The organism is Arcanobacterium bovis (genome assembly GCF_004331995.1).
Classification (GTDB): domain Bacteria; phylum Actinomycetota; class Actinomycetes; order Actinomycetales; family Actinomycetaceae; genus Arcanobacterium_A; species Arcanobacterium_A bovis.
Window position 1 is genome coordinate 299,073 of record NZ_SJDT01000001.1, and the last position, 12,524, is coordinate 311,596.

At 53.4% G+C, this 12,524-nt stretch carries 9 protein-coding genes and 1 tRNA gene; 3 read left to right on the plus strand and 7 right to left on the minus strand.

Going from position 1 to position 12,524, the window contains the following annotated elements:
* Window positions 1-40: 40 nt before the first annotated feature.
* Window positions 41-1,252, minus strand: coding sequence for a molybdopterin molybdotransferase MoeA (locus tag EZJ44_RS01290; protein WP_131279340.1), 1,212 nt, complete (start codon window positions 1,250-1,252; stop codon window positions 41-43).
* Window positions 1,253-1,348: 96 nt separating this feature from the next.
* Here EZJ44_RS01290 and EZJ44_RS01295 point away from each other — a divergent pair, with 96 nt between their 5' ends.
* The 3 genes from EZJ44_RS01295 (at window position 1,349) to mscL (ending at window position 3,447) form a co-directional block, all read left to right on the plus strand.
* Window positions 1,349-1,978, plus strand: a complete 630-nt coding sequence (locus tag EZJ44_RS01295) for a 5-formyltetrahydrofolate cyclo-ligase (protein ID WP_131279342.1) — start codon at window positions 1,349-1,351, stop codon at window positions 1,976-1,978.
* A gap of 382 nt (window positions 1,979-2,360) precedes the next feature.
* On the plus strand, window positions 2,361-2,903 hold the full coding sequence (locus EZJ44_RS01300; protein ID WP_165496063.1) for an SAF domain-containing protein: 543 nt from the start codon (window positions 2,361-2,363) through the stop codon (window positions 2,901-2,903).
* A 136-nt stretch (window positions 2,904-3,039) separates the two neighbouring features.
* Window positions 3,040-3,447: a large conductance mechanosensitive channel protein MscL gene (mscL, locus tag EZJ44_RS01305; protein WP_131279346.1), complete on the plus strand. Its 408-nt coding sequence runs from the start codon at window positions 3,040-3,042 to the stop codon at window positions 3,445-3,447.
* A 55-nt stretch (window positions 3,448-3,502) separates the two neighbouring features.
* Here the strand turns inward: mscL and EZJ44_RS01310 are convergent, their stop codons facing one another.
* From EZJ44_RS01310 to EZJ44_RS01335, 6 genes are all read right to left on the minus strand, one after another.
* Complete coding sequence (locus EZJ44_RS01310; protein WP_131279348.1) at window positions 3,503-3,733, minus strand: hypothetical protein; 231 nt, start codon at window positions 3,731-3,733, stop codon at window positions 3,503-3,505.
* Window positions 3,734-3,746: 13 nt separating this feature from the next.
* Window positions 3,747-8,447: a hypothetical protein gene (locus tag EZJ44_RS01315; RefSeq protein ID WP_131279350.1), complete on the minus strand. Its 4,701-nt coding sequence runs from the start codon at window positions 8,445-8,447 to the stop codon at window positions 3,747-3,749.
* A gap of 144 nt (window positions 8,448-8,591) precedes the next feature.
* Window positions 8,592-9,860, minus strand: coding sequence for an ATP-binding protein (locus EZJ44_RS01320; protein ID WP_131279352.1), 1,269 nt, complete (start codon window positions 9,858-9,860; stop codon window positions 8,592-8,594).
* 223 nt (window positions 9,861-10,083) lie between these two features.
* A tRNA-Arg gene (locus EZJ44_RS01325) sits at window positions 10,084-10,156 on the minus strand.
* A gap of 102 nt (window positions 10,157-10,258) precedes the next feature.
* The gene (locus EZJ44_RS01330) at window positions 10,259-11,179 is read right to left on the minus strand and encodes a universal stress protein (RefSeq protein ID WP_131279354.1); all 921 of its coding nucleotides are present in this window, start codon (window positions 11,177-11,179) and stop codon (window positions 10,259-10,261) included.
* Window positions 11,180-11,414: 235 nt separating this feature from the next.
* A complete protein-coding gene (locus tag EZJ44_RS01335; RefSeq protein WP_131279356.1) occupies window positions 11,415-12,167 on the minus strand; it encodes a C40 family peptidase in 753 nt (250 codons plus the stop codon).
* Window positions 12,168-12,524 lie beyond the last annotated feature (357 nt).

Sequence of the window (12,524 nt, forward strand, 5' to 3'; positions counted from 1 at the left end):
GCGCTCGCCATTCTCGTTGGCGAACCCCTCCGCCAAGAACTCAGCGGTCTAGCACAATACAATCCAGCGTATCGCCAACTGCCACAGATCGCTGCGCGGCAGGAACCACCGCCAAGCAGTTTGCCTCGGACAAGCCCGTAAGCAGGGGCTTTCCAGGCTCAGCCGTGGGCTCCACCTGATAACCACGAGTGGGATTGCCAAGCACTTTGGCGCGTACGAACTCCTCAACGCCTAGCGGCGACTCCCAACCACGAATCACGCTCGCCTTGATTGAGCGGCGATGAATATGCGTATGGCCAGCCATTTGGCGCAAGGCAGGTCGGATAAACACTTCAAAATTGGTGAGCGCTGAAACGGGCGAACCTGGCAAGCAGAAGATCGTCGTCTCCCCCAAACGCCCCACGCCCAACTGACGGCCAGGAGCCATCGCAATATTATCGAAACGCACAGAGCCCAGCGGCGAAAGCACCTCTTTCAAGGTGTCGCCGCCTCCATACGACAGCCCGCCCGTCGTAATGATGATGTCGGCACGAACGAGCTGGTCTTCGATCATTTCCCGCAGCTCGCGCTTGTCGTCCGAAACTTGACCGACTCGGTAAACTTCCCCGCCGGCGTCGGAAACCGCCATCGCGAGCGCATGCGAATTCGCGTCATAAATCTTTCCTTGACGCGCCGGTCTACCCGGTTCTTGCAGCTCATCGCCGATAGACATGATGACGACGCGCGGCTTCGGGTTCACCAACACGGTGGCGTGCCCGGCCGATGCCAAAAGTGCCACTTGACGTGAGCCAATACGCACGCCCTCTTTCAAAATTACCTCACCTGCGGCGAGGTCTTCGGCGCGGGGACGAACATTCGCGCCGTGCTCAACGGCAATTTTCAACGCAACTTCCGCGCGACCGCCGTCGGTAGCTTCGATCGGCACCACCGCATTTGCTTCGCGCGGCATCGGAGCGCCGGAAGAAATCTTCACCGCCGTGCCCGCAACTAGGGCAGATGCTTCTAGCGAGTCCGCGCGCACTTCTTCTACCACTGGTAACACAATCGGGTTGGTGGCCGAGGCACCAAATACATCTTCTACCCGCACCGCGTATCCGTCACGACCTGCCAAATCTGCTTGCGGAACATCCACTAAGGAGCGCACATCTTGTGCGAGCATGCAGCCCACGGCGCCGTCAATGGCAACGTTAAAAGGAGGCAGAGGGCTCGATACCGCCAAACACTCAGTTAAATGCTCAGCAACCGTTTTCATAATGCTCCTTTAGATTTCGTGGGATACACACCTAGCTTACATCTCTCTTGCAGCGTAATAGTACCTATCTTGCGCAACAAGTGGGATAATTGACGCATGCCTAATTTAGCTCTGGATCTTCCCAACGTCTCAAGCCTCGAGGACGAAGAGGCCAAAGACCTTCTTCGTTCTTACGTGCGTGAGCACCGCCAACAGCGCTCGGATCAAGCGCGTGCACACCTTGCGGAGCTTTGGAAAGATACAGTTCTTGAATTTATTGGGGATCGAAAGATCGTGGCCGGCTTCGTTTCGACGCACTTCGAGCCACCCACGCTTGAGCTGTGCAAAGTGATTGCCGACGCCGGAAAAACGCTTTTGCTTCCCAAGCTTGGGCCAGGTTTGACGCGCGCTTGGGGATATTTCAAAGGCGTTGACGATCTCGTCCAAATGGCGCCGGGTAGACCGCCAGAGCCATCTGGACCTGCATTTGATAACGAGATCTTGCTTGACGTGGACGTGATCGTCCTGCCTGCGCTTTTAATGTCGTATGCCGGTGAGCGGCTTGGTCAAGGCGGCGGTTGGTATGATCGCGCCTTAAAAGAAAAAGGCGAACAGACACTCGTAGGCGCGATGGTTTTCCCCGAAGAACTCGTTCATTCGCATATTCCACAAACTGAGTTCGACGTGCCAATTCCTTACGTACTCCGACCAGCAGAAATCGTGGAGACGACAGCCGCGCAGCAATAGCGCACCGAGTGATGATGTGCCTGTGGGCGTAGTTTTTGCCCAAGGGTGTAGTTTTTGCCCGTAGGCACAGTTGTACCCGCGGGCGCAGTTGTCCACATTTTCTCGTAACGACGACGCCGTCCACAGTTCGCGCCGAGCACGCCTATCTGTGTTGCTATTTTGCGATAGTAACCCTATGAAACGACGAACTGACCATCGTCGCAATCGAGCGGGTTCGCATTCCTTGCGAAGCAACTCGATGCGGACATCTCAAACACGATCCTCACAAGCCCATGTACAGGAGCGAAAGGTGGGAGTCGCCTCTCCGATTCGTGCCGTACTGTGGCGCTGGCGGTGGATGGCGTTTGCCCTCCTAATAGCAGGAGTTGTGCAAAGTATAATTGTGGCTCTTGAGTTCACTTCCGTTGCTATGGGTCAAGTATTAGTGGCGAAATCTGATCTCGCCACTGGCGATACACTCAGTTCGAGCAATGTGGAAGTGGTAGATATTCCGCAAAAAATCCTACCTGAGCATGCAGTTTCTACACTTGCTGAGGTAAAAGACGAAGTTATTGCCGCGCCACTGCCACGTGGCATGCCCGTGGTCAAGGAACAATTGCTTGATTCTTCCTTTTCGAAACGCGCACCCGCCAACACTGTAGTCACAACTATTACTCTGGCAGACGACGCCTCGTTGGCAATGCTTCAACCAGGTAACCGAATCGATCTGTACGCACCTCCACGCGAGAACACCAAAGATCTTGATGCGGAACTACTTGCGAGCAATGCAGTTGTACTCTCCACAGTGTCACAGCAGAACAAAGGAGGTATATTCAATGACTTTAGTAACAAATCGACCATCATGGTCGCCATACCAAGTGATGCAGCTAGGCTGGTAATTGGAATAGGAGCAAAGACACCCCTCCGTGTAGTTATTTCAAAATGATTACACGCCGCATTAATCCGTGGCTCTGCATTAATCCGCAGGGCAATGCGCGTCAGTGACGAGAAAAATCTCAATCTAACGGCGGAAATGCAACACGTCGAGCATCTATTCCATCCCTACCAGAAAAGGATCACTCATGCTCAAAGGTTTCAAAGAGTTTATTAGCCGTGGAAACGTCGTTGACCTCGCAGTTGGCGTTATTATCGGTGGCGCTTTCAGCCCGATCGTTGTTGCGCTCACTGATAAGGTTCTCATGCCACTAATCGCTGCGATTTTTGGCAAGCCAAATTTCGATCAGGTTGGTGCGTTCACACTCAACGGCGCGCAGATTATGCCGGGTACTGTGATTACAGCTCTGATTAACTTCCTCATTGTTGCAGCTGCCATCTACTTCTTCGTCGTTACACCAATGAACAAGCTCAACCGCAAGCGCGACGAAGAGCCAGAAGCTGTGGAAGACGTTCCAGCTGACGACGTCGCACTGCTCACCGAAATCCGCGATCTCTTGGCACAGAACGCCAATCGTCCACATAGTAGCCTCTGAGAATACTGGCTACTGAGCGCCGGATTTAGCTACTGAACAGCTGCTCAATCTGGCACTAAATCTTCCCAAAATGTGGAGGAAGATTTTCCAATAGCTCTCGTTCGTGCGGGCTGAGCGATTTATTCGCTTGGCCCGCACGGCCATATGTGCCCATGCCTTGGTTAGCGTCACGCTGAGCGGGAAACTCTGGGCGCACTGGCGGAGCGTCATGAATATGCAGAGCTTCTTCGGGAGTGGCGATCTCCCCGCGCATCAGTCGTTCCTGATCCACGCGAGATAATCTCACAACCCGCTTTGCCTTAGGCTTGCTCGTTTTGCCCATAATCCGGTTCATCTGAGATTTCGAGATTATCAACGGCTTGTTGATTAGGCATTTCACCATCAACAGTAGGTGTTTGCGTCTCGACACCGGCTGAATCAGCCACCGACACATCAGCCACTGAAGTTTCAGCCTTTGCGCTACTGCCGTCCGAATTTTCAGCGCCGTTTTCCGCACTATCTATAGCACTATCTTTCGCGCTCTCTGCAGCAACGAATTCCACATCAGCTTTCGCCAGACCAGAACGACGCACCACGTTATGCAATACAGCGTCATATTGGCCGCCCCGACGCACCAAGGCAAGTTCATCGCGCATTGCTTTAACAAGCTGGTCCGCCGTACGCGGCACAGCATCGGAAGCAATCCATTCAACTATTTCATCAAGCTGATCGTCGGTATATGCAGCCAGCTGCAAACCTGGAATTACATTCGGACGTGGTCCACGAGGAACAGGTGCCACAATCTTCTTTATCGCCTGCGTATCGCCAGCTAGAGTGCCTAGCTCTCCAGTTCCAGCACCAAATTCAGATTGAACATCAGCATCTTGCGATACCTCAATCCACTGACTATCCGAAATCTCTTGGAGGTTCGGCACGCTCAATGGAGAATCCGCCGGCTTACCGCGCAATTTTTCCAATTTGGCAATAATCGCATCAGCTTGACCAACCGGATCAATAAACAACGACGTCGAAAAAGTCTGGAACACGTCCCAGCCACGCGCCTCAAAGGCTTCGATCCGGTAACGATCACGACGCCGCAGCGAGGCTTGCGCAACGTAATCGTCGTCGTCGAGCAAAACAGCAACAGCCCACGTACCAGGGAAATCATGGTGTCCAGCAACCAGAGGAATCCGCACAGACCCCTCGAAACCGTAATTAAACTGCGCTTCCCACCCGGCAGCGCGCAAACGTTCAGCGAGATCATCCAGTAGCGGCGAATCCGTAGCATCTTCGCCACTCGCCTGTGAGACGACGTCGCCATTGGCATATTCGAGCAGGTCAGCAAGCAGCAATGGCCCCGGCGTAGAAACGCGCGACACATCAATATCGCCCGCCCCGAGTGAACTGATCACAGTCATACTCGAGCGAGGAGCCTCAATAGCATCCACCAAGCCAATCAGCCCCTGCGGCTGTGCGAGCTGGCCAAACGAATGCAAAACTCGTCCGTGCACCGTCTTACCAAAGCCAGGCGAGAAAATAATGTGATCGCGGCGCACACCACTCGCTTGCGAAATGTCAATAACGGTAAACGGCTCTGCGCTATCACGATTCATGAAACGGTCAAGCGCAATCGACGTGGTACGCATTTCCTGCAAAGAATCCCGCACTCGCTGCGCGTGAACTGGCGAAACGGTGATCACCGCCATGGAATCAGGATTCTGATCCAACGCATATTCGACGACGGCGTCCACCACCGCTTCGACCTCAAGTTTCGTTCCTTCAATCGCACCGTTTCCAGATGCACTCGGCACTCCGCGCCCGTCAACTACAACCAAACGCGAAGAACGCGCACTCGGCCGCACTGGAATTGGCTGGTACAGATCGGCATAGCCGTGGTTCATCAACGCACGAGTTGAAAGCTCGTCTTGGCGCACTCGGCAAGTCGGCAGCTCAATAACTGGCAGCACCCGGGAAAATGCATCAATCGCGCTGGAACCGAGCAAAGTGCCATCACTTGCCGTTGCAGTATCGCTCGCCGGTGCGGCGTCGTCATCATCATAACCATTCAGAAGCGAGGAACGGCGAGTATCGCCCACAATAACAGCTTGGCGTCCACGCAATACCGTGGATACCACGCCCGCAACGCTGGCGGAATCATTGGTATCGGCAATCACCACATCAGCCCACGGCATAGGCGGAATATAATCGGCAACGAGCACCGGTGGCACGATCCAAACTGGCCTTGCGACCTGCACTAAGCGGGCGTAAGTCGCAATCGCATCACGAAGAGCACCAATATCATATTGTGCAAGCACGGAGTCGAGCTTGAGGGTATCGTCGCGGTGAGCCCGCGCGACTTCACGCATCACGTTGATCGCTGCAAGCTGCACCGGTCCTGCCAGCGCCGCTACATGCTGCGAATCTAGTTCGCGCAACCGCACAAGAAGATTAGAAATATCGCGCGGTCCAAAAGCAGCCAGCACTTCTGATTTCGTAATCAAGCGTTCAAAAATTGAGGACGTATTGGCCAGATCAAGCTCGGCGTTAATCATTTCGCGAGCCACGGAACGGTTGCGCAAGTCCTCCACGAAACGGGCAAATCCCTGCTCATTGAGTCGCTGAGTTACCGCATTGCGCTCGGGCAAAGAATCCATATGCGGCGCATCAGTAACCAGCTCTTTGAGGCGAGCTTCGAGATCGCTAAATGGTAGCGCGACGAAATCCAGCCCGCCAACCTGGGCAGACAACACTTCGAGCTCCGCGCGTACTTCGTCACGAGTATTGCGAATCTGAGTCAATCCATCGGGAAGCGTAGGCCAACCGCCGTCATGCGTGTAGCGACGCCAAATTTCGCGTCGCTCCTGCACCAGCATAAGTGCCGAATGTAAATCACGTGGCGTTACGCCCGGGCGCACCAAACTCTCTGCCTCACGCTTAAGAGCACGGCGTTCTCCCGCCTTCATCGTGTGACCATGCCGCTCGCGCCACTCTTTCGTGGCCGTAGCAATAGCCATGTCCATCGGCGAAGTTTCAAATACGTGCGGCTTGAAAGTGTCCAGACTCTCGGAAATTCCCTCAAGCACACCGATCTGTTCGAACCATTCAGCGAGGTTATTCGCTTGACGCAAACCAGTTTCGCCTGCTGCGCGCGCTGCCTGCGAGATTGTGGCAGGCACGGTAATTGTGGAAAGACGACGGGCGCGTTCGAGCGCTTCTGCGCCTTCGACATCGTCCGAAATGGGAGACTTCGCCCATGCAGACGAGGCCATCACTGCGTCAAAAACGCCCAGCTCAGCGGCACGACCAAGATCGCGTTCCACGTCTTGATATCCGTCACCCTTGAGAGCTTCAATTGCCTTTTCGCCCAGGCGCACCCGTGTTTTAGGAGCGTTTGGCCCTGCGGTGAGCCGCGCCAGCTTTTCGAGCATATCGTGTACCGATACACCCCATTCGGGATCAATCGTGTGTAGATCATCCACAAAAGTGCTGAGCTTCGAGCGGGTATCAACGAGCTCTTCGCGCAGCTCAAGCAGAGCATCAGCATCGATTTCGGGCTTGTTCAGGCGCAGGCCGGTGCGCAACCGCAAAGGCACAGCTTCGAGGTTGGTAAAATCGAGGACTAGCTCACCCAAACCAATCTTTTCCAGCTCAGCGCGCAAGTTTTTTCCTGCTGAGGCACGCGACGGAATGTAGATCAGAGATTTGCCCGACGCTGCCGCATCAGCCGTAATGGACGCAATAACCCCGGCACGTTCAGTTCCAGGAGCAGCGTCAATAACCAAAGAACGGCCAGAAGCAACGGCCTCAACCACATCCAGTTCGGCAACGTCGTGATCGCCCGCGCCACGCTCAGCTTCGGGAAGACGGTCACCTTCAAGCCCAGCCGGCAGTGGAATGGAGGAACGACGCCGGCGCTCAGCGTCGCCCGCAACCGCAGCCATCACGCCTGAACTGCGCAGATATGGAGCCATCGCCTCAAAATCAGCGAGCATCGTCTGCGCAGGACTCGTGAAGAATCCGATGACTGCTTGATCTTCGAACGAGAATCCGGGCAGGTAGATACGCCCAAGCTCAATGAGGCGCGCAATAATTTCGTCTGCATTGCGCGAATGGCTCGCCATCTGCCGCAACTGCGCGACGTCCTCAGCTGGGATTCCGTTGCTACGGAAAGCTTTTTCCAAGCTTGGATCTATGCGCACTTGTGACGAAAGCTGCAGCTTTGCATCGCCGTCAGCAAGGAAATGCACCCGCATACGCTGCAACAATGCGGCTGAACGACATTCAGTAGCGACCCGCGGTTCGTTACTCGGTTGCTCGGCGGCATCACGTGCGTTGTTGGCAATGCGCATCTGCTGAGTAATTCGCGGCATATCACTAGGTGCCAAGCGAAGTTCGCCGGTGAGCTCGTAGGCATCAGTCCATTCCGAAGGCGATTCCTCCTGCTCAGGCAACTGCGTCCAAGACACGCGCCCAACACTGAGCGAAATTGGTGCATAACCGTGTTCTTCTTCGATTTTCGCCACGATGGTACGGAGCTGGGCAAGCCGCTTCTTAGCACGCTCCAACGCGTGCGGTTCACGGATTAAGCTGGAAAGACGCGTTTCCATTCCCGAATACAAGTTGGCTGATCCGGTTGGATGGGCGCGAGTTATGTCGATCTGGCCCGAGTCGCGAGCGTCGTCGGCCTCGCGGTCTGCTTCAAGCACTTTGGCTGTGAGCTCGTCCCGCCACGTTGAGCAGGCAATATCCATCAGTTCGTCACGGGACTGCGTTCTTCCTGACGGCGTTCCGTTCACTCCCGGTTCGCCAGCGATAGACGTGCGGACGACGCCGGCGTCGCCTTTCGCTATGCCGTCTGCGGTATTTTTCGCGCCAGTTGTCTCGAAAGCTTCCGACGTCGAATCGGACAGCGCAGAATCAGACTCTGCACCGGCTCCTAGGTTGCGGGCACTTTGCCGCTCCGCATCGCGCTCAGGTGCAGAATCGTGCTTTTTGGACTTACGACGAAAGAAAGGACTCACCCTTTTACCGTACTTTGTTTCAAGAAAATTCGGGAAACGCGCGCCGTAAAGATCAGTGAAATATTCACTATCAGGGAACTACGGTGCATTTGCGTGCGTAAATCTTGAGCAAGAAATGGTGTACGTTGCTCAACGTATAGTTAGTTAGTCACGCCCCAAGGCTAACAATGGGAATGTTTGCACCCCGTTCGGCAAGGTATAGGTCATTCCTGTTCCTGATATCACTGCGATAAAACTTGGTGGTTGATCAGCGTCAATTTGTTCGACTGCTTTGAGGAGACGCTCAGCACCAGACTCAATCTGACCTGATCCTAGTTTAACTTCTATCGCTCCCCAACGACCATCGCTCAGCTGGACAACTGCATCTATCTCATATCCGTTTGAATCCCGATAATGGTAGAGGTTTCCGCCTAGTGATTCGACGATAACGCGCAAATCATGTATTGCGGCAGATTCAAACAGGAATCCGGTGGTTTCAATGTCTGACCTTAACTGTTCGATTCCTGCTCGTAGGCCTGCCGCTGCCAATGCAGCATCTGCCAAGTGGTATTTTTTGCTGCGGCGCAACCGTGCTTTTGAACGCAACCTCGGCGTCCATGCAGGAACGGTTTCAATCACAAATAATCTTTCGAGAATTCCAACCAGATTCGCTACCGTAGCCTCGGTGATATTAGGAGCAATCGTCAGCAGATCTTGACGCAATGTCTTGAAAGTAACTTCGGAAGCACTGGATCGCGCCAAAGATTTTATAAGCCTATCCAGCACCTCAGGACCATACCGCACATCTGCGATTCGGGGTACATCAGTTCTCGTTATTTCTTGGAGATATGCACGTAAGGCTTGCTGGGCGCTTTCAATTGGCAGGTTTTTCTGGGCTGGGAATCCCGAGCTCAACAAAGCATGGAGATTTTCATTGAGTGTAAAAGTCTGCGGATCTGTTTTGACGTGGTTTCCGCTAAAAAGCGACGTTAGAGAAACTTGTTCGGTAGAGAACCCTTTTTCCGCCCATGTCATCGTACGTTCAGAGATGCGCATAAAACGGGCAGCTCCGCTATGGCGCGTAACGTCGTCGCTCGGAACAGACGAACCCGTCAAAATATAATGACCGAAGCCCTCAGTCCGATCTACACTCCTGCGAACTAAGTTCCAGATTGATTCATACAACTGCCACTCATCTATCAGATGAGGGCTTTCGCCTTGCAGCGGATAGCTAGGATCGACTTCAATTAGTCGTTGCACATCTGGATCGTCCAAAAAGATCGCCGAATTGGCATGCTGCGCCGCCGTCATTGTCTTACCACAGCCTCGTGGTCCCTCAATCAGAACAGCTCCGCTTATCTGTAGCAGATTACTCACCAAGGAATCTACGATTCGCGGCGAGTACTCTTTTCCCAATAATTCTCTAGTATCCACATTCACAGCATAGCACCTACACACATAAATGCAGACAACCTACACACATAAATGCAGACAACCTACACACATAAATGCAGACAACCTACACACATAAATGCAGAATTTTTGTGGCGCTACAAAGCCCACAATCTCAGCAAAAGAATCAATTCAGAAAGTTCAGCCACAAAAATCCAGCATGGAACATGCTTCGGCCAACGATACAAAGCTCGCACGGTTTCAGTGCCCCCGGGCAGAATCGAACTGCCGACACCCGCTTTAGGAGAGCGGTGCTCTATCCACTGAGCTACGAAGGCGGACTCCCCTATTCTAGCCGAATGGGAGCACACGCCATAATCTACAAGCGCACACTCCCAAACAGCAACATGATTTCAACAAGCTTGCACTCCTGCTGAAACTTACACTACAGCTGGCGAGTAAGCCGGACCGACGTCGTCACCTTCGCGAACGCGACGCGGCACAACCATCGTAGGACATGCCGAATGCTCGAGAATCGCCTGCGACGTCGATCCCAACAACAGCCCCTTGAATCCTCCGCGACCACGCGTGCCCAACACCAGCAAATCGGCCTCTTTCGAGAACTCGCTGAGGAGCACAACCGGATTTCCTTGCATAACATGCACTTCGACGTCGATATCGCGACCTTCATCAACTTCCGCGAGCTGCTCTTCCACATTAGCGGCGATTTCTTCATAGAAATCATCGTCGAGCGAGAACTGTGGCACCCAGCTTACGGCGTCCACATTCACCGAGCACACGATCGAGAGCTTCCCACCCCAACGATCAGCTTCCCAAACCGCCCTTTGCAGGGCTTTCTTCGCATGTTCGGATCCATCCACGCCTACTACCACGTGTTTTATCGGCAATGAACCACCTTCTGCCACGTGAGGAACGACGACGGTGGGGCAACATGCGTAGGATGGCACCGCCGTCGACACTGTGCGCAAGAGACGGTCGGCGATACGCCCCGAGCGCGACGACGTGCCACCCACCACGATGAGTGCCACCTTTTTAGACATTTCTACTAGGACTTCGGATGGGTCGCCATCAACAAGCTCCCAGCTCACTTTCACGCCTTGCCCTTCAACCGACTTCACCATCGACGTGATCATCTTCTCCGCGGCAGCATACAAGTGCTGCCCCTCCTCAGCGATGCGTCCGGTGGCAATAGTGTGCGCAGCATAAGACGGAAGTTCATAGACGCACACAAGGCGAAGTTCTGCGTCACGCTTGCGCGCCTGTTCAAGCGCCCACTTGAGCGCGGAAATTGACGGCTCGGAACCATCAACGCCAACTACAACAACATTGTCATGAGCCATAATAGCCTCCTTGGTAGGTAGCTCTATTATCGCACGTCACAACTAAGTTTTACACACCAGCAATAAATACATTCTCCCCAGCCATCAGTGCAAGGCAGATAAGGTAAGAGCCACCGAAAGAAAACCACCCACGTTCGGCAACACCTGCCCCCATCCCACCACCTAGCTCCCACGCCTATATAAAGAAAAACGTGAGCAGCATAGCTACTCACGTTTTCCCAAAAGAATTACTAAATCACGGAATGCGGATGAAGATTGGGCTTCCGTAGATCGGACGCTCTATCGTGTTTGTACGGTAGTCTTCAGCGCTTATATGCATGCCATTTCCAGTGTAGATACCTACATGACCTGGCCAGTAAACGAGGTCACCTGGCTGAGCTTCAGCGCGAGCAACGCGAATACCATAACTTGTCTGCGCGCCGGACTGATGCGGTAACGACACACCAAAATGTGCGAACACGTAAGATGTAAATCCAGAGCAATCCCAACCAGCCGGCGTTGAACCGCCTGCACGATATGGAGCGCCTGCAAACTGGCGAGCAAAAGCCACCACCGATGCGCCGCGCGATCCAGCGTCTGGAACATTTTCGTTAAAAACAGGAGCTTCTTCAGTAGCCTTAGCCTTTACGGAACGCGTTACTGGAGCTTCCTGCGTACGGACAACAGTTCTTGGTGCAACAACAGGAGCCTTTACATCAACCTGCACATCAGAAATAGACCAGTTACCAGCAGTTGTTCCACTTGTCGCGGTTTGAACTTCAACAGAAGGAATCTCAAAGCTTGGCTGCTCAGAATTGAGCGAAACAGTTGCAGCGACTGCAGTCTGTGCCGTATTTGTGGTAGTTTCAGCCTGCTGCGGTGCGGCAAATGCTGCAGGAGCTCCGATTCCAAGAAGCGTTCCTGCTGCGGAGGCGGTTACAAAACCCTTCACACCCTGCTTCCCTAAAAAGCCAGGAGTTGCCTCCACCATCAAGTGACGTCCAGCCATTAACTGTCTCCAATGTTTTTTGATTTGGGTTATGCCCTAACGAATACATAACTTCTTCAACATCATTTAGCATAACGACTTAGCAACGGATTGTCACAATTATGTAACAGTGGATTAGGTCACGGTTTTATAACGATTTTGTAACATTCAACTTTCGGCCGAAAATTGGGAATTTTCCACACTCTGAACTGGCAATTCACAAATTAGACAAAACGCAATACCAAACCAGCCCCAAGCCCTAGATAACAAAATGTAACGCAGATTACATCTTTTCTGTTACATTCTGTTTACCAAAGATTCACGACGACGTGCCGCACAGCGGCGAGCGTCGTACAAGAGCAATTCGATACGCACACT